Origin of the sequence: Microbacterium maritypicum, from assembly GCF_008868125.1 — a bacterium.
GTDB lineage: Bacteria > Actinomycetota > Actinomycetes > Actinomycetales > Microbacteriaceae > Microbacterium > Microbacterium maritypicum.
Genome location: NZ_WAAQ01000001.1, coordinates 1,324,404 through 1,342,502 on the forward strand (window position 1 = coordinate 1,324,404; position 18,099 = coordinate 1,342,502).

Sequence of the window (18,099 nt, forward strand, 5' to 3'; positions counted from 1 at the left end):
CATGGCCTCCGTCACACTCGAACACGTCTCTCTGCGATACCGCTCCGGTGCCGTCGGCCTCGCCGACGTCGACCTGCAGGTCGCGGACGGGGAGTTCCTCGCTCTCGTCGGCCCTTCGGGATCCGGGAAGACGACGCTGCTGCGCAGTATCGCCGGGTTCTTGACTCCCACAGCGGGCCGTATCCTGCTCGATGACCGCGTCATCGCCGGTCCCGGTGTCGCCGTGCCGCCGGAGCAGCGCCAGCTGGGGATGGTGTTCCAGCAGCATGCGGTCTGGCCGCACTGGGACGTGGGTCGCAACGTCGAATATCCGTTGCGACGCGCCAAGGTGCCCCTCGCCGAGCGCCGCACCCGTGTCGGCGAAGCGCTCGACCTCGTGGGACTCGCCGGTTACGAGCGCCGGGACCCGGCGACCCTCTCCGGCGGGCAGCGGCAGCGTGTCGCCCTGGCCCGGGCGCTGGTCGCCCGCCCCCGGGTGCTCCTGCTGGACGAAGCGCTCTCCGCCCTCGATGAGCCGCTGCGTGACCGGCTTCGCCTCGAGCTGCACACCCTCACCCGGGAGATGGGCCTGACCGTCGTGCACGTGACCCACGACCGCTCAGAGGCTCTCGCGCTCGCCGACAGGGTCGCGGTGCTGGATGGGGGCCGTCTCCAGCAGGTCGACACCCCGTCGAACCTGCTCGCCCGCCCCGACAGTCCGTTCGTCGCGAAGTTCCTCTCCGACGCGACGCTGGTCAACGGGCGCGTCACCGACGGCCTGTTCTCCGCCGGCGACCACCCGCTGACCGTGCCCTGCCCTGGAGTGGCGAATGCGGTGCGGGCTACCGCTGCCGTGCTTCCGGCCGCCGTCACCCTCACTCCCGGCGGTGATGCCACCGTCCGCTCCTCGCTTTTCACACCGGACGGCAGCGACGTCGTCGTGGACTGGCGCGGCACGCATCTGCGCGTGCGCACCCACGGCAGCCGGCACCGGGTCGGCGACGCCGTCTCCGTCCACATCACGGATGCGGTGGTCTACCTGCAGGCTGTGGAAGACGCGCCCGAGCGCGAGGCGGTGATGTCGGCATGACCCTCGCACTGGTCAGGCACGGACGCACCGCATGGAACCGCGAGCGCAGAATGCAGGGGCAGTCCGACATCGCTCTCGATCCGGTCGGCGAAGCCCAAGCCGAAGCGGCCGGTCGTCTGCTGGCGACGGCGGTCTGGACACGGATCGTCTCGTCTCCTCTGCGACGTGCCTCGCAGTCGGCCGAGATCATCCGTAGGCACATGCCCCATGCGGAGTACCGCGTGCATGACGGCCTCGTCGAACGTCACTACGGTGAGGCCGACGGTCTGCAGGTCACCGAAGCGTGGGAGCGATGGCCCGACCAGAACTATCCCGGCGCAGAATCCGTCGCTGCCACCGCCGACCGCGCCGCCAGCGCGCTGAGAGAGCTTCTCCGCGACGACGTGGACACCGTCGTCGTGGCTCACGGGACCCTGTTGCGGCTCGGCATCGAAGCCGTGACGGGGCACCCGTGCTCACGGCTTTCGAACGGAGACGTCGTGTTGCTCGAGGGGAGTGAAGCCGTCGGGTACACCGCACGGTGGTTGACGGAGTAGCCCCCCGCGCGCCACGGAGCACGAACGACAGAAGCCGCCTGGAATCAGGCGGCTTCTCTCGTGATGAAGAACTTCATGTACGGGCTCACGGACGTGACCCGTACAACCTTTGTGCCCCCGACAGGAGTCGAACCTGCGACCTACGGTACCGGAAACCGGCGCTCTATCCACTGAGCTACGGAGGCGTACCGATCGACAATATCACTCGTCGGGGGTGGACTCCGACCCACCGGCCTCGGTGACCGGGGCGGTGCGCAGTTCATCGAGGGCGGCGGCGAGTCTCTCCGCCAGGTAGCGGTGCCCGTTCGTGGAGGGATGCTTGCGCCCCACCTCCACGTCGATCACGTCGAGATAGTTCTGTGCGGTGATCCACTCCTGGGCGATCGGGGAGATGTACCACCAGCCACGTGCGGCGGCGAGCGCGGAGAGATCGGTGTCGATGCGTGCGGTGGCCGCTCCGACGGGGAGCTCGTGCGGAGCGGGGCCGAGCACCACGATCGTCGCCTGCGGGTACGTGGCGGCCAACGTGTCCCACGCGGCGTTCACGGCGTCACGGTAGCCGGCGGCGCCCTGTGCACGGTCGTTGATCGATCCCTGGATGATGACCAGGTCGGGAGTGGCGGACGGGTCGAGTGCGGCGATGCGCTCTCCGAAGGTGGGGCCGTCGAGTCCGGGCTTGAGATATCCGCTCCCGCGGACGCCGTCCACGATCGTCTCGCCGCCGAGAAGGTCGGCGAGGAGGTAGGCGTAGCCGAGGGTCGGGACGGTCGCGGCAGAGCCGTAGGTCCACGAGTCCCCGAAGACGAGCACCGTGGGCTTCTCCGGCAGCACGAGCGGTGCCGGTGCGATGACCGTGGACGTCTCGGATGCGCCATCGGCGGCGGCGCTGATCGGGGTCGTCGCCGGTGCGGGGATCCACGGACGCCACACCCCGAGAACCACGGCTGCGACGGCGAGCAGAAGCCCGGCGACGATGCCCGCCGCACCCACACGGCGTCGGGCGGTGGGCGGCTTCATGGCATGAGAGTAGATCACCGGAGGCCGAACGCAAATTCGTCGTCGTCCGCGCCGTCGGCCGAGGTCTTCCGGCCCCGTAAACTGGGGAGGCTATGAACCCCGAAACCCTCGCCGCAGCCCTCCTCGCCGTCCTCGCACCGATCGCCGAGGAACGACGTCCCGGCGAGCCGCTGGAGCTCTCCGCATCCGACATCGTGCTGGAGCGCCCCCGCAACCGCGACCACGGCGACTGGTCCTCGAACATCGCCATGCGCCTGGCCAAGCCGCTCGGCACGAACCCGCGCGAGCTCGCCCAGCAGATCGTCGACGGCCTCGCCGCCGTCGACGGCATCGCGAGCGCCGAGGTCGCAGGCCCGGGGTTCATCAACGTCCGTCTCGATGCCGCTGCCGCCGGTGCACTGGCGAAGGTCATCGTCGATGCCGGCTCCGCGTACGGCACGAACTCGTCGCAGGCGGGCGTCAGCGTGAACGTCGAGTTCGTCTCGGCGAACCCGACCGGACCCCTGCACATCGCCCACACGCGCTGGGCAGCTCTCGGCGACTCGATCGTGCGCCTGCTCCTCGCCAGCGGTGCGAACGCCGTCCGCGAGTACTACATCAACGACGCCGGCGCGCAGATGGAGCGCTTCGCCGTCTCGGTCCTGGCCGCGGCCAAGGGCGAGCCGACCCCCGAGGGCGGCTATCCGGGGGAGTACATCACGACCCTCGCCGGTCGCGTTCTCGAAGCGCGTCCCGACCTGCTGGCGCTCCCCGACGCCGAGCAGTCGAGCGTCGCACTCGAACTCGCCTACGGGTTCCAGCTCGCCGAGATCAAGAGCTCGCTCGATCGCTTCAACGTGCCGTTCGACGTCTGGTTCTCCGAGCGCACGCTGCACGCGAAAGATGCTTCCGGAACGAGCCTGATCGATCAGGCCGTCGATCGCCTCCGCGAGCAGGGCCACGTGTTCGATGACGAGGGCGCCGTCTGGGTGCGCACCACCGACTTCGGCGACGACAAGGACCGTGTCATCCGCCGCTCGAACGGCGAGTACACCTACTTCGCCGCCGACGCCGCCTACTACCTGAACAAGGGCGACCGCGGCTTCCAGAACAAGATCTACCTGCTCGGCGCCGACCACCACGGCTACGTGCACCGCCTCAAGGCCGTCGCGGGCGCCGCGGGGGAGGACCCGGAGAAGAACGTCGAGGTGCTGATCGGCCAGATGGTCTCGATCAACGGGGCCCGTCTCAGCAAGCGCGCGGGCAACATCATCGAGATGGACGACCTGCTCGACTGGCTCGGCACCGATGCGCTGCGGTACTCGCTGGAGCGCTCACCTGCGGACTCTCCGCTCGATCTCGACCCCGAGCTGCTGCAGAAGCGCACGAACGACAACCCGGTGTTCTACGTGCAGTACGCCCACGCGCGCACGCACAACGTCGCCCGCAACGCCGGTCAATCGGGCATCGATCGCTCCGAGTTCGCGCCGGAGACGCTGACGCACGAGAGCGAGAGCGCATTGCTCGGCGCGTTGCAGGAGTTCCCGCGCATCGTGGCGTTCGCCGCCGAGGTGCGCGAACCGCACCGCGTCGCCCGCTATCTCGAGGAGCTCGCCGGCCTGTATCACCGCTGGTACGACAACTGCCGCGTGATCCCGCTGAGCGACGACCCGATCGAGAGCGTGCACCGCACCCGCCTGTGGCTCAACGACGCCACTGGCCAGGTGCTGCGCAACGGGCTCGACCTCCTCGGAGTCTCCGCGCCGGAGCGCATGTAGCGCACGCACGCCTCCTGCTCGGTACGGCAGGATGGCAATCATGAGCGACGACAACCAGACCCTGCCGTATCCGGATGCCGCGGCGGAGCATCCGACGCTCGTGATCCCGGGTTCCGCGCCTGACCCTGCGGACGCCGCACCGCGGACACGGCCGCGGTGGCCCTGGGTGCTGCTCATCGGTTTCGTGGTCCTCGCCGCTCTCGTGGTCGCCGCGGAGTTCATCGCACGAGCCGTGCTGCCAGGAGTAGTGCGGTCGATCGTCGTGGAACAGCTCGATCTGCCCTCCGACCAGCAACTCGATGTGCAGACGGAGGGTCTGCTGCTGCCGCAGTTGATCGGCGGCACACTCGACACTCTGCGTCTGTCCACGGATTCCGTGACGCTGGAGGGCATCACCGGAGCTGCCGATGTGACCGCGACGGGCGTCCCGCTGCGCGGCGGCGATATCGGTGGTGCCACCGGGACGATCCGCATCGATCAGGAGCAGTTCACCGCACTGCTCGCCGGCACCGATCTGCCCGTGGAATCGGTGGAGTTCGCGGCCCCGAACGCCACGGTGAGCGGGTCGATCAGCGTGCTCGGAGCCGCGGTGCCGCTCTCGCTGACCCTCACGCCCGGCACGGTCGACGGTGACCTCGAGCTCACACCCGTCGGGGCGAGCATCGGCGGACTCGACATCGATCTCGACCGGGTCGCCTCCACTCTCGGCTCCCTCGGCGAAGGCCTGACCGAGCCCCAGAGGGTGTGCATCGCCGATCAGCTGCCGGCCGGGCTCACCCTCACCGGGCTCGAGATCATCGATGGCGCGGCCGTGATCGACGTCGACGTGAACGGAGCGATCGTCACCGACACGACGCTCCAGGACAAGGGCGTCTGCCCCAGCTGACCCTCAGCGCCCCGGAGGCTCAGCGACGTCGGGACGGTCGCCGAACGTCGCGGCGATGTGGCGTGCGAGCCAGGCGGGCCGCTGCAGCGGGATACCGTGTCCGCACCCGTCGACGACTTCCAGGTCGCTGTGGGGGAGTGACGCATGCAGGAGTGCGGCCGACCGCTTCATGAGCGACCTCTCCTTCGCGCCGACGAGGATGGACGCGGCGCCCGGGTAGGACCGCCAGGTGTCCGGAGGTGCGAAGCGGAGGTTCTCCTCGACGGAGCGCAGCAGTGTCTCTCGGGAGATCGTGCCCGATGCCTGCAGGTAGTCGTCCAGCAGCTCATCCGGGACGAACAGCTGCCGTGCCTGCACCCTCGCGAACCACTCCCGCTTCGCCAGTCCCGCCGTCGCGGAGAGGAGCGCGAGTGTGGGGCGGGTCGCCCGCATCGGCACGGCCTGCGCGCTGATGACGACGGCATTCCTCACGCGGTCGGGGTGCAGTGCGGCGAGCTGGACCGTCAGCTGCGCCCCGAGCGAGAACCCGACGACGGTCGCCGCTCGGCCCTCCTGCTCCAACACGCGGGCGAGTGCCGCGACCGTCGCCGGGTGAGAGACATAGGTCTCGCCTGCGCTGCGTCCGTGACCGGGCAGGTCGGGGACGATGACGCGCACGCCCTCGCCGAGATGGGTACGCAACGGTTCCCACATCCATCCGGCGACGCCTCCGCCGTGCAGGAGCAGCAGCGGATGCCCGTCGCGGGCGCCGAAGGTCTCGACGTGCATGGTCAGTTCCTCTCGAAGGTCTCGGCCATGCGGCCGATCGTGTCGATGGCCCGTTCGAGGTGGGCGGGCTCGAACGGGCCGAGCAGTCGCGCCGCGGAGAGCAGCCCGATCGAGGCGCTCGACAGCGCCAGGGCGAGCGCCTCGACGTCCACGTCCGCCACGATCTCCCCCCGGTCCTGCAGCGCGCGGAGCCACTCGATCACGCGTCGCTGCCGATCGCGATACCGGCCGTCGGTGACCTCCGCCACGTGTTCCCCGAGGATGCCGCGATCGTCGAGGAAAGCCGCCGTCATCAGCGCGTCGTCGCTCAGGGCGCGGGCGCTCGCGCGATACGCCGCACTCAGTCGCGGTCGGTCACCCAGCTCACGGCTCACACGGTCGTTCATACGCGTCGTCCCGCGCTGCAGGAGCGCATCCAGGATCTCGTGCTTGCTGGCGAACTCCAGATAGACCGCGCCTTTGCCGATCCCTGCACGGTCGGCGATCGACGCCACGCTCATGGCGTCGAACCCGTGGGCGAGCACGAGTTCCTCCGCGGCATCGAGGATGCGGTCGCGACGGTCAGGGACGCGGGGCCGGGGCATCGGTGGTCCTCTCCAGGTGATCGAGCATCGCGGGGATGACGACGTCCGGACGATCGCGCTGCACCCAGTGGCCGGCACCGGGAGCGGTCACCAGCGACCCCGCGGGCAGCAGCTCGGCGGCGGTGCGGATGCGCGCGAGCGGGACTCCCGAGTCGCGATCACCGTGCACGAGGAGCGTGGGCGTCGTGATCGATGGCAGGTGCGGGGTGTAGAGCGTGCGCAGTCGATTCCAGAGCACCTGATCGCGCTGCCACTGTGCGAAGGTCTCCAGACCGGTGCCGACGGCGGCCTCGGTGAGCACGGCCTCGACGAGCTCGGGAGTCCGTGCCTGCGGAGTGCGCACCAGGTCGCCGAGGCCGCGTTCCATCGCGGAGAGGTTGCGCGCGTAGGAGCGGGTCATCGCGGCGAGCAGCCCGGTGCGCAACAGCATGAAGGTGCCGAAATGGGTGATCCGGCCGATGGGGCCATCGGCCAGCCGCGGCATCAGCCCATAGCATCCGAGCAGCACGGCGGATCGCGTGCGCCCCGGCTGATCCAGGAGATGCCCGAGCGTCATCCCGCCGCCGAGGGAGAGGCCCGCGATCGCGTAGTCGTGCAGACCGAGCCCGTCGACGAGTTCCCCCACATGCCGCACGAGTCGCTCCTGCGTGAGCGGCCACTCCGCGCGGGCGCTGCGCCCGAAACCGGGATGGTCGGGCGCGAAGACGCGGTGTCCGGCTGCGGCGAGGGCTGCTCCGACCGCGCCCCAGGAGAGCTCGGCACTGTCGGCGCCGCCTCCGTGCAGAAGCAGCACCGGCACTGCGGACTCGCACTCGGGTCGCCATTCCAGGGTCGAGACCGTGGCATGGGGGAGGGTGATGCTCGTGCGTCGGGGATCCATGATGCCCTCTCGTTGTGACCAATCTAGACGATCTGGTCACAACGAGGCGCGCGGATCAGGAATCCGCGTCGGCGGCCGCCGCCTTCTGCGCCGCGCGGAGCTCGGCCGTCGCGATCCGCACCTCGACCTCCGCGCGCTGCAGACGTCGCTCGGGGAACGTGGTCGCCGCGTATCTCGCGTGCACCCGGTCGGTGCTCTCCTCCTCGGCGGTCACGATGTAGGCGCAGGCGAACAGCATCACCTGAGCCGAGAAGTTCAGCCAGATCAGCAGCGCGAGCAGCGAGGCGAACGAGGCCAGGAGCGGGTTGCTGGTGGCGCCGCCCACGAAGAGGCTCGACAGCTCCTGCAAGGCCAGCAGACCCAGCGCACCCAGCAGCGCGCCGGACCAGAGCGACCGTGCTGACGGGCGGACACCGGAGAGCAGGAGGAACACGCCGATGATGATCACCGCGTCGAGCGCGAACACGACGATGAGCGACACCAGGCGCACCGTCCACGCGGCCACCGGAGAGTCCTCGGGGAGTCCGAGCAGGCCGGTGATCCACACGATGCCGAGCTGGCCGGCGAAGGTGAGGAAGGCCGAGGCGACGAAGGCGAGACCGATTCCGATCGCGAGCGCGAGGTTGCGCAAGATCACCCAGATCCAGAGGATGTCGTCCTGCAGGGTCCCCGCCAGCACGCGCACGGCTGCGCGCAGGGAGCCGATGGCTCCGAGCGCCGCGCCCACGAGCGCGACGAGCGAGATGATGCCGGCGATCGACAGCGAGGCCGGTGCGCGCAGGTCCTCGGTCTTGATCACACCGTCCTCGCCGATCAGCCCCGGCACCGCCGACTGCACCGCGTCGATGATCGCCTGCCACGCGACCGGGTTCCCGGCGAGCCAGAGCGCAGCGATCGAGAAGCCCAGCAGCACGCCGGCGAACACGCTGAAGAGCGCGCGGTACGTGACGCTGTCGGCGAGCATGGGGCCGCGGCGTTCGGTGTAAAGCAGTGCAGCGCGCACCGGGCGACGTGCGAGCGCCCAGGCGATCAGCGGCCCGGTGATGCGCGCGATGAGACCCGGACGCGCCGGGGAGTCTGTTCGTGTTTCGCTGTTCGTCACGACCCCACCCTAAGAGGCGACGATGACAGGATGCAGGGGCTTGACGCCGCGCGTCGCCGTGACGAAGGTGGCGGGGCCGGTGCCCTAGAATCGGGTCAACCTCGATGTGCGCGCCCTGCCCGAGATCCTTCCCACGATTGGTGATCAGTGCTTCTCCCTGCCGATTCGCTCGCTCCGGAATGGCTTGCCGTCCCTGAAGACGCGAACGATCTCGCCGACGGCGTCTGGCCGGCCTCCGCGACGCGGGACGCCGATGGTGCGATCGATATCGCGGGCGTCAGCGCCACCACGCTCGCCCGCACCTACGGCACCCCGCTGCTCGTGCTCGACGAGGACGAGGTGCGCGGCCGTGCGCGGCGGTTCCGGCTCGCCTTCGACCAGGCGGCTGCCGAGAACGGCACCACGGCGCAGGTGTACTACGCGGGCAAGGCCTTCCTCTGCACCACGGTCGCGCGCTGGGTCGTCGACGAGGGACTGCGCGTCGACGTGTGCACCGGGGGAGAGCTCGCCGTCGCCCTCGCCGCCGGAGTCGCACCGGCCTCTCTCGGTTTCCACGGCAACAACAAGTCGGTGGCCGAGCTCGAGCGGGCGGTCGAGGTGGGCGTGGGCACGATCATCGTCGACAGCGCCATCGAGATCGAGCGGCTCGCGGCCATCGTCGCCCGCACCGGAGCGACGCAGCGTGTGCTGGTGCGCGTGATCAGCGGCGTCCACGCCGAGACCCACGACTTCCTCGCCACGGCGCACGAGGACCAGAAGTTCGGCTTCCCCTTCCCGGACGCCGAGCGGGCGGTGGCACGCATCCGCGAGATTCCCGGCCTGGTGTTCGCTGGCCTGCACTGCCACATCGGCTCGCAGATCTTCGGCGTCGCAGGTTTCCGCGAATCGGCGTCCCGCGTGCTCGACCTGCACACGTCCCTGCTCGCGGACGGACCGGTGCCGCAGCTCAACCTCGGCGGCGGCTTCGGCATCGCCTACACGCGGGTCGACGACCCGACTCCGATCGAGGGACTGGCGGCCGCCATCGTCACCGCGGTGGCCGAGGACTGCGCGGCCAGGGGCATCCCCCTCCCGGCATTGTCGTTCGAACCGGGGCGCGCCATCGTCGGCACGGCCGGTGTGACGATCTACGAGGTCGGCACCACGAAGGACGTGACGATCGAGTCCGGAGCCGTGCGCCGTTACATCAGCGTCGACGGCGGAATGAGCGACAACGCGCGTCCGGCCCTCTACGGCGCGCAGTACTCGGCTCGCCTCGCCTCGCGCGTCGGAGAGGGCGAGCCCCGCCTCAGCCGCGTGGTGGGCAAGCACTGCGAGTCCGGTGACATCGTCGTCGATCACGAGTACCTGCCCGAAGACCTCGTGCCGGGCGATCTGCTCGCTGTGCCGGCCACCGGTGCGTACTGCGTCTCGCTCGCGAGCAACTACAACCATGTCCCGCGTCCTCCTGTCGTCGCCGTACGCGGCGGGCGCTCGGCGGTCATCGTCCGTGGCGAGACCATCGATGACGTGCTGGCCCGCGACGCGGGCATCGACGGGGCGAACGCCCCCGAGGGAGACCAATGACCCACCTCCGAAGGAGTAACCATGACTGACTACCGACGACTTCGTGTGGCGCTGCTGGGTGCCGGAGCCGTCGGCTCTCAGGTCGCGGCGCTCCTGCTGCGCCACGGCGATGAGCTCGCCGACCGTGCCGGTGCTGAGCTGGAGCTCGCCGGCATCGCCGTGCGCGACGTCGACGCTCCGCGTGACGTCGACCTGCCCAAGGAGCTCTTCACCACCGACGCCGAGTCGCTGATCCTGGGCGCCGACATCGTGATCGAGCTCATCGGCGGCATCGAGCCGGCGCGCACGAGCATCCTGCAGGCGATCGGCTCCGGCGCCGATGTCGTCACCGCCAACAAGGCGCTGTTGGCAACGCACGGCCCCGAGCTGTTCGAGGCCGCCGACCGCGTCGGTGCCTCCGTGTACTACGAGGCTGCAGCCGCCGGCGCGATCCCGATCATCCGTCCGCTGCGCGACTCGCTCGCCGGCGACCGCGTGGTGCGCATCATGGGCATCGTGAACGGCACCACCAACTACATCCTCGACCGGATGGACACCGAGGGCGCCGACTTCGCCGACGTGCTCGCCGACGCGCAGCGTCTGGGTTACGCCGAAGCCGATCCGACGGCGGATGTCGAGGGCTACGACGCCGCGCAGAAGGCGGCGATCCTCGCGAGCCTCGCGTTCCACACCGCTGTCCCGCTGGAAGCCGTCTACCGCGAGGGCATCACCTCGATCACGGCATCCATGATCGAAGAGGCACGCGCCGCCGGTTTCGTGATCAAGCTGCTCGCCGTGTGCGAGCGGATCGAGGCGAACGGTGCCGAGTCGATCTCGGTGCGGGTCTACCCGGCCCTTGTGCCCGCGTCGCACCCGCTCGCCTCCGTGCACGGCGCGAACAATGCGGTGTTCGTCGAGGCCGAGGCCGCCGGATCCCTCATGTTCTACGGAGCAGGGGCCGGTGGAGTGCAGACCGCATCCGCCGTGCTCGGCGACGTCGTCTCCGCCGCCCGCCGTCACATCGCCGGCGGCGTCGGGGTGGGGGAGTCGACCCGCGCGAACCTCCCCGTCGTGCCGATCGGCCACGTCACCACCCGCTACCAGATCACTCTCGAGGTCGCGGACGCGCCCGGCGTGCTCGCCACGGTCGCCGGCATCCTCAGCGACGGCGGCGTCTCGGTCGCGACGGTCGTGCAGACCGTCGAGGGAGAGGACGAGCCGACGGCACGTCTCATCATCGGCACCCACCGCGCCACCGAGCAGGCGCTCAGCGCCACGGTCGATGCTCTCGCCGACAGCGAGGTCGTCGCCCGTGTGGTCTCGGTGCTCCGGGTGGAAGGCGAGTGACGATGGCGGCAGCCTCCGCGACCGCGTCGGGAGGTGCGGTCGAAGGCCGCACGGTCGAGGTGCGGGTTCCCGCGACCAGCGCGAACCTCGGCCCCGGTTTCGACACGCTGGGCCTTGCTCTCAGCGTCTACGACACCCTTCTCGTGACGGCACTGCCCGCGGGCCGGCTCGAGATCGAGGTGACGGGCTCCGGCGCGAGCGAGATCCCGCGTGACGAGTCGAACCTGATCGTGCGCACCATCGCCTACGTCTTCGCCGACGCCGGGCGTCCGGTCCCCGGGCTGCGCATCGTCGCCGAGAACGCCGTGCCGCACGGGCGGGGGCTCGGCTCCTCCGGCGCCGCCGTCGCCGCAGGAGTGCTCGCCGCAAAGGGCCTGCTCGAGGGCGATGTCGAGATCGGCGACACCGACCTCCTCCGCCTCGCGACCGAGCTCGAAGGCCATCCCGACAACGTCGCGCCGGCTCTCTTCGGCGGTCTTACGATCGCGTGGATGTCGGAGCGCGGACCGCAGCACAAGAAGCTGCTCGTCCACCGTGGCGTCTCGCCCCTCGTGCTCGTTCCCGCGTACACGATGTCGACATCGCAGGCGCGGTCGCTGCAGCCGCCGCAGGTCTCCACCGCGGATGCCGTGTTCAACGTCTCGCGCTCCGCGCTGCTGATCGCCGCGCTCATGCAGAGCCCCGAGCTGCTCCTGGACGCCACCGCTGACCGGCTCCATCAGGACTACCGGGCAGGAGCCATGCCCGAGACGCAGCGTCTGGTGCAGGCGCTGCGCGCAGCGGGCTTCGCCGCCGTCGTCTCGGGAGCGGGCCCCAGCGTGCTCGTGCTCGCAGACGGGCCGGGCAGCCGCCAGGACGCGGTCGAGCTAGCCGATCGAGTCACCGACACCCCGTGGGAGGCGCTCCTGCTCGCAGTCGACGTCCGTGGTGGTACAGTGGGGACTCGAGCGGAGGGCTCCACGTAACTGCGTGAATCTGGCCCCATTGCAAATCTTGCAAGACCCGCACGCAAATCCCTGTGGCACAAGTGCCGAGGCTGGCTGGCGCCGAGCGTCAGCCCGTGCGATCGCGCGCAGCACCCGTTGTGTGCGTTCAACGCTCATTCCCCATGACATATAAGGGAGTACTCGTGGAGAACCTCTCCGAGACCCAGAACGACCAGTCGGCGCCTACCGCCGAAGCACCCGCGGCATCCGCGGAGTCGGCCACCGAGTCCGCACCGGCGCGTAAGCGCGCACCGCGTCGCGCCAGCACCGCCACGGCGGCAGCCAAGGCCGAGAAGGCCGAAGCGGCGAAGGCCGAGAAGGCCGCGAAGTCGGATGCTGCGCCCGAAGCCGCCGCCCCCGAGACGGCATCCGCAGGTGCGGAGCCCACCGAGGCCGCGCCCAAGGCGAAGGCGCCGCGTCGCAGCCGCGCCAAGAAGGCCGATGCCGAGGCTCCGGCCGCCGACACCGCTGTTGCGGAAGCACCCGCCCCCGAGGCGGCACCCGCCGAAGCTCCTGCCGAGCCCGCCCCCAAGACGACCGGGCGTGGACGCCGCGGTGCGCAGAAGCCGGCCGCCGATGCCGAGGCACCCGCCGCGGAGCAGGCAGCGGAGTCCGCCTCCGAAGCCGCTCCCGCGGAGACCTCGCAGAACAACGACTCCGACTCCTCCGATGGTGGCGAGGAGCAGGGCGGTCGCGGCCGCAACCGCAGCCGTAGCCGCAATCGCGGACGCGGGCAGAACGGCGCCGCGCAGGAACAGCAGCAGCAGGCGCAGCCGGCGGCGGACGATGACCAGGCCGGCGGCAACAACCGCAACCGTCAGCGCAACAAGCGCCGCAGCGGCACCCCGACCGACGAGTTCGACACCGAGATCGGCGAGGACGACGTCCTGATCCCGATCGCCGGCATCCTCGATGTGCTCGACAACTACGCTTTCGTCCGCACGACCGGCTACCTCGCCGGCCCCAGCGACGTGTACGTGTCCCTCGGACAGGTGAAGAAGTACAACCTGCGCAAGGGCGACGCCGTCGTCGGTTCGATCAAGCAGCCCCGCGAGGGCGAGCAGCAGGGTCGCCAGAAGTACAACGCGCTGGTGAAGGTCGACTCGATCAACGGCCTCTCGGTCGACGACGCCGCCACCCGCGTGGAGTTCGGCAAGCTCACGCCGCTCTACCCGCAGGAGCGTCTGCGTCTGGAGACGGCCCCCGAGAAGCTGACCCAGCGCATCATCGACCTGGTAGCCCCGATCGGCAAGGGCCAGCGCGGCCTCATCGTCGCGCCGCCCAAGGCGGGCAAGACCATCGTGCTGCAGCAGATCGCGAACGCGATCGCGCAGAACAACCCCGAGGTCCACCTCATGGTCGTGCTCGTCGACGAGCGCCCCGAAGAGGTCACCGACATGGAGCGCACGGTGAAGGGAGAGGTCATCGCCTCGACCTTCGATCGCCCCGCTGAGGACCACACCACGGTCGCCGAGCTCGCGATCGAGCGTGCCAAGCGCCTGGTCGAGCTGGGCCGCGACGTCGTCGTGCTGCTCGACTCGATCACCCGCCTCGGCCGCGCGTACAACCTCGCCGCCCCGGCCTCGGGTCGTGTGCTGACCGGTGGCGTCGACGCCTCGGCGCTGTACCCGCCCAAGCGCTTCTTCGGTGCCGCGCGCAACATCGAGAACGGTGGATCGCTCACCATCCTCGCGACCGCGCTCGTCGAGACCGGTTCCAAGATGGACGAGGTCATCTTCGAGGAGTTCAAGGGCACCGGCAACAGCGAGCTGCGCCTGTCGCGCTCGCTCGCCGACAAGCGCATCTTCCCGGCCGTCGATGTCAACGCGTCGAGCACCCGCCGCGAAGAGATGCTGCTCTCGGCCGACGAGGTCAAGATCACGTGGAAGCTGCGTCGCGCCCTCGCCGGCCTCGACCAGCAGCAGGCCCTCGAGGTCGTGCTCGGCAAGCTCAAGGAGACCAACTCCAACGTCGAGTTCCTCGTGCAGATGCAGAAGTCGATCCCGACGCTCCCCTCGGGCGCGCACGGGCACGACAACAACATCCGCTGAGCGGCTGAGCCGTGTTCGAGTCCGTCCAGACTCTGATCGACGAGCATCGCCGGGTGCAGGAGGAACTCTCCGACCCGGCGGTGCACGCCGACGCCGCCCGAGCGAAGCGCGTCAACCGCCGCTACGCCGAGCTGTCGCGCATCGTCGCCGCCTACGAAGCGTGGGTCGCTGCGACCGACGATCTGGAGACCGCTCGTGAGTTCGCTCGCGAGGACGAGTCGATCGCCGCGGAGATCCCGGCGATGGAGGAGGAGCTTCAGGCCTCGCAGGAGCGTCTGCGGCGTCTGCTGATCCCGCGTGACCCGGACGACGCCCGCGACGTGATCATGGAGATCAAGGCGGGGGAGGGCGGTGCGGAGTCCGCGCTGTTCGCCGCGGATCTCCTGCGCATGTACATCCAGTACGCGGCCTCCAAGGGCTGGAAGACGGAGCTGCTCGAACGCAACGAGTCCGACCTTGGCGGCTACAAGGATGTCCAGGTCGCGATCAAGGGCTCGTCGTCCGATCCCGCTCAGGGCGTCTGGGCGCACCTGAAGTACGAGGGCGGCGTGCATCGCGTGCAGCGTGTGCCGGCGACCGAGTCGCAGGGGCGCATCCACACGTCGACCACCGGCGTGCTCGTCTTTCCCGAGGTCGATGAGCCGGAGGAGATCCACATCGACCAGAACGATCTCAAGATCGACGTGTTCCGCTCCTCCGGTCCCGGTGGGCAGTCCGTGAACACGACGGACTCCGCGGTGCGCATCACGCACGTGCCGACGGGCATCGTCGTCTCGATGCAGAACGAGAAGTCTCAGCTGCAGAACCGCGAGGCGGGCATGCGCGTGCTGCGTGCCCGACTGCTCGCGCGTCAGCAGGAGGAACTCGACGCTGCGGCATCCGACGCCCGCCGATCGCAGATCCGGGGCATGGACCGCTCGGAGCGCATCCGCACGTACAACTTCCCTGAGAACCGGATCGCGGATCACCGCACCGGGTTCAAGGCCTACAACCTCGATCAGGTCATGGATGGAGCGCTCGATCCACTGATCGAGAGCGCCATCACCGCCGACGAGGAAGCACGGCTCGCCGCGGTCGGCTCCGACTCCTGACGAACGCTCTCACGCGTCGTCCGCTCAGGTGCGGGCGGCGTACCGATGCTCGGGGCGTCCGGTCGAGCCGTAGTTGAGGCGCACCTCCACGACGGTCCTGGCGGCCAGCGCCGCCAAGTGCCGCTGCGCGGTCGCGCGGGAGATCCCGACGCGTTCGCCGACCTCCGCGGCCGAGGCCTCACCGTCGCCGAGCGCGGCAAGCACGAGTTGCTCCGTCGCCGAGCGCGAGATCGACACGGGCTCACCCGCACCGTGCAGGATCGCCAGAGCGCGATCCACGTCCTCCTGGCGCAGTGCGCGGTCACCGCTGAGGAGATTGCGATAGCGGATGTAGCGATCGAGGAGGCTCGACAGCGCTCGTCTTTCGAACGGCTTCACGAGATAGCCCACCGCCCCGGAGCGCAGTGCTCTGCGCACCGTGGCGGCGTCGTCGGCCGCGGAGATGAGGATCGCGTCGATCCCGGATTCCCGCACGAGCGCGATGCCGTCCCCGTCGGGAAGGAAGACGTCGGCGATCAGGAGATCGGGGCGAGACGCGCGCACGCTGTCGCGGGCCTCCGCGAGAGAGCGCACCGCTCCCGTCACGGCGAAGCCGGGATGATCGTCCACGATGCCCTGGTGCAACTGCGCCACCCGGAAATCATCGTCGAGGATGAGCACGCGTACAGGCTCGGTCATGTGTTCTCCTTCTCGTCGGGTGAGGTCCGTGCCACGGCTCCGCCGATGCGCGCGGCGAACACCGCACCGCTGTCGGCACCGCCCTGATCGATGACCCAGAGGTCCCCGCCGCTGCGACGGGCGATCTCGGTGGAGAGGGGGAGCCCGATCCCATGCCCGTGCACGTCGTCGTCCGCGCTCCCCTCCCTCGACTGTGCCGGCGACGGCTCGATGCCTCCGAGGCCGGGTCCGGAGTCGGAGACGGTGAACACGAGAGCATCGCCGTCATCCAGCAGCGCCACCTCGACCCAGCGCGAGGTCCGCTCGCCCGAGACGGCGGCGGTCACCGCGTTGTCGATCAGGTTGCCGAGCACGGCCGCGACGTCCTCCGCCTCCTGCACGGTGCCGATCAGCTGGGTGTCCTCCGCTATCCGGAGGGCGACGCCGCGCTCTCCCGCCTCCACTCCCTTGGCGCCGAGGAACGAGTGCAGGAAGGGGTCGCCCACGAGGTCGAGTCCCACGACGGGAAACGCCACGGGGCCGCGCTCCACGAGCTCGCCCAGGAACGCCCGGGCCTGCGGCACCCGGTCGGCGTCGATGAGCCCGGCGGCCACGTGCATGCGGTTGGCGAACTCGTGCCGCTGCACGCGCAGCGCCGCCGTCATCGTCCTGACGGTCTCCAGGCGCTCGGTCAGGGCGACCAGATCCGTGCGATCACGCACGATCAGCACGTCTCCGAGCGCGTGGCCATCGCGCACCACGGGTCGCGAGTCGAGGTAGAGCATCCGGTCTCCGACGATGGCACTCGAGCGAGTGCGGTCGCCGGTCGCTGCATCGAGGACAGCCGGGGCGAGCCCGAGATCGTCGATGGACCGCCCGACAGGTTCGTCCAGGCCGAGCAGGCGATCGGCGGCGGCGTTGCTCACGCGCACCACACCTCGTGTGTCGACCGCGAGCACCCCGTCGTCCACGCCGTCGAGCACGGCGGTCTGATTCTGCACGAGCGCGACGAGCTCCTCCGGTTGGACACCGAGGGTCAGCCGCTCCCAGCGCCGCCGGAGCAGGTGGAATGCGAGGACCGCCAGCGCGAGCGCACCGGCGGCGGTGCCCGCGATGACCGCCAGAAGCGGTGGCAGGTCGTCGAAGACGCCTGCGCGCTCGAACCCGACGCTGACCTCGCCTACGGGGGAGCCGGCGGCGTCACGGACCGGCACCTTCGCGCGCGCGGATTCCCCGAGCGTCCCGGTCTGCCAGTCGACCACCTCGGCGCCGGCGAGCACGGCCTCGTACGGCGTGCTGACCTCTTCGCCGATGCGGGAGGGGGTGGGATGAGCGAGACGGATGCCGTTGTCGTCCGTGATCACGACGAACAGGGCTCCGGTGCGGGCAGCGACCTCGGACGCGAGGCGCTGCAGTTCGCCGTCGCGGAGTTCTTCTGCGTCGGGCGCTCCTTCGGCGAGCGAGATGCGGGCGACCTCGGCGCGAACCTGCGGGTCCTCCGCCAGCGTGCGGGCGATGCCCAGAGCGGTCGATTCGGCCTCGGCCCGAAGCTGCTGCAGGGTGAGGAGCAGATACACGCCGGTGCACAGGGCGACGACGAGGGTCACCGTGGCGAGCTGGAGCAGCAGGGCGCGCGTGGCGAACCGTGGTCTGGTCGACGTCGTCCTCGGCACCGCGCTTCTCCCGTAGCTCTCCGCGCAATATGCGCAGAACCCACGCTACGCGCACAACGCAAGGGAATGCGGGATACCGCTCCCTGAGCGCCCGGATTCCCTAGTCTCATCGGGATCCGTCACGGACGACGGAGCCACGACGAAGGAGTC

General features: G+C 69.9%; 16 protein-coding genes and 1 tRNA gene. 9 read left to right on the forward strand and 8 right to left on the reverse strand.

The genetic code is table 11. The features are described 5' to 3' along the window. Position 1 precedes the first annotated feature (1 nt). Positions 2-1,069: an ABC transporter ATP-binding protein gene (locus tag F6W70_RS06380; protein ID WP_151486192.1), complete on the forward strand. Its 1,068-nt coding sequence runs from the start codon at positions 2-4 to the stop codon at positions 1,067-1,069. Continuing rightward, positions 1,066-1,605, forward strand: coding sequence for a histidine phosphatase family protein (locus F6W70_RS06385; RefSeq protein WP_017831020.1), 540 nt, complete (start codon positions 1,066-1,068; stop codon positions 1,603-1,605). Before F6W70_RS06380 ends, F6W70_RS06385 begins: the two co-directional genes overlap by 4 nt. Before the next feature lie 112 nt (positions 1,606-1,717). Here the strand turns inward: F6W70_RS06385 and F6W70_RS06390 are convergent. After that, positions 1,718-1,790, reverse strand: a tRNA-Arg gene (locus F6W70_RS06390). Between the two features lie 16 nt (positions 1,791-1,806). After that, on the reverse strand, positions 1,807-2,622 hold the full coding sequence (locus F6W70_RS06395; RefSeq protein WP_151486193.1) for an SGNH/GDSL hydrolase family protein: 816 nt from the start codon (positions 2,620-2,622) through the stop codon (positions 1,807-1,809). A gap of 92 nt (positions 2,623-2,714) precedes the next feature. On the opposite strand from F6W70_RS06395, the gene argS reads away from it, so the two are divergent. Both argS and F6W70_RS06405 read left to right on the forward strand, forming a co-directional pair. Beyond that, positions 2,715-4,379: an arginine--tRNA ligase gene (argS, locus tag F6W70_RS06400; RefSeq protein ID WP_151486194.1), complete on the forward strand. Its 1,665-nt coding sequence runs from the start codon at positions 2,715-2,717 to the stop codon at positions 4,377-4,379. A 40-nt stretch (positions 4,380-4,419) separates the two neighbouring features. Continuing rightward, positions 4,420-5,265: an LmeA family phospholipid-binding protein gene (locus tag F6W70_RS06405; RefSeq protein ID WP_151486195.1), complete on the forward strand. Its 846-nt coding sequence runs from the start codon at positions 4,420-4,422 to the stop codon at positions 5,263-5,265. 3 nt (positions 5,266-5,268) lie between these two features. On the opposite strand, the gene F6W70_RS06410 is transcribed toward F6W70_RS06405, so the two are convergent. Genes F6W70_RS06410 through F6W70_RS06425 form a run of 4 tightly spaced genes read right to left on the reverse strand, consistent with a single transcriptional unit; the run spans position 5,269 to position 8,599 of the window. Then, complete coding sequence (locus F6W70_RS06410) at positions 5,269-6,033, reverse strand: alpha/beta fold hydrolase (protein ID WP_151486196.1); 765 nt, start codon at positions 6,031-6,033, stop codon at positions 5,269-5,271. A 2-nt stretch (positions 6,034-6,035) separates the two neighbouring features. Continuing rightward, on the reverse strand, positions 6,036-6,617 hold the full coding sequence (locus tag F6W70_RS06415; protein ID WP_151486197.1) for a TetR/AcrR family transcriptional regulator: 582 nt from the start codon (positions 6,615-6,617) through the stop codon (positions 6,036-6,038). Beyond that, positions 6,595-7,497 (reverse strand): alpha/beta fold hydrolase, encoded by a 903-nt coding sequence (locus tag F6W70_RS06420; protein ID WP_151486198.1) that lies wholly within the window; start codon positions 7,495-7,497, stop codon positions 6,595-6,597. The genes F6W70_RS06415 and F6W70_RS06420 overlap by 23 nt, the downstream gene beginning before the upstream one ends. Before the next feature lie 55 nt (positions 7,498-7,552). Then, positions 7,553-8,599: a YihY/virulence factor BrkB family protein gene (locus F6W70_RS06425; RefSeq protein ID WP_318278820.1), complete on the reverse strand. Its 1,047-nt coding sequence runs from the start codon at positions 8,597-8,599 to the stop codon at positions 7,553-7,555. A gap of 147 nt (positions 8,600-8,746) precedes the next feature. Here F6W70_RS06425 and lysA point away from each other — a divergent pair, with 147 nt between their 5' ends. The 5 genes from lysA to prfA all read left to right on the forward strand — a co-directional run bounded on the left by lysA (position 8,747) and on the right by prfA (position 15,619). Further along, complete coding sequence (lysA, locus tag F6W70_RS06430) at positions 8,747-10,165, forward strand: diaminopimelate decarboxylase (protein ID WP_151486199.1); 1,419 nt, start codon at positions 8,747-8,749, stop codon at positions 10,163-10,165. Positions 10,166-10,186: 21 nt separating this feature from the next. After that, positions 10,187-11,491, forward strand: coding sequence for a homoserine dehydrogenase (locus tag F6W70_RS06435; RefSeq protein WP_055869010.1), 1,305 nt, complete (start codon positions 10,187-10,189; stop codon positions 11,489-11,491). A 2-nt stretch (positions 11,492-11,493) separates the two neighbouring features. After that, complete coding sequence (gene thrB / locus F6W70_RS06440; RefSeq protein WP_127482515.1) at positions 11,494-12,456, forward strand: homoserine kinase; 963 nt, start codon at positions 11,494-11,496, stop codon at positions 12,454-12,456. 143 nt (positions 12,457-12,599) lie between these two features. Further along, positions 12,600-14,528, forward strand: coding sequence for a transcription termination factor Rho (gene rho / locus F6W70_RS06445; RefSeq protein WP_318278821.1), 1,929 nt, complete (start codon positions 12,600-12,602; stop codon positions 14,526-14,528). A gap of 11 nt (positions 14,529-14,539) precedes the next feature. Further along, on the forward strand, positions 14,540-15,619 hold the full coding sequence (prfA, locus tag F6W70_RS06450; protein WP_017831008.1) for a peptide chain release factor 1: 1,080 nt from the start codon (positions 14,540-14,542) through the stop codon (positions 15,617-15,619). A 24-nt stretch (positions 15,620-15,643) separates the two neighbouring features. On the opposite strand, the gene F6W70_RS06455 is transcribed toward prfA, so the two are convergent. Together F6W70_RS06455 and F6W70_RS06460 are read right to left on the reverse strand one after the other, a co-directional pair. Beyond that, positions 15,644-16,297 carry a response regulator gene (locus F6W70_RS06455; RefSeq protein ID WP_151486200.1) on the reverse strand — a complete coding sequence of 218 codons (654 nt, stop codon included), beginning with the start codon at positions 16,295-16,297 and terminating at the stop codon, positions 15,644-15,646. Continuing rightward, the gene (locus F6W70_RS06460) at positions 16,294-17,949 is read right to left on the reverse strand and encodes a sensor histidine kinase (RefSeq protein WP_151486201.1); all 1,656 of its coding nucleotides are present in this window, start codon (positions 17,947-17,949) and stop codon (positions 16,294-16,296) included. Before F6W70_RS06460 ends, F6W70_RS06455 begins: the two co-directional genes overlap by 4 nt. Between the last annotated feature and the right edge of the window lie 150 nt (positions 17,950-18,099).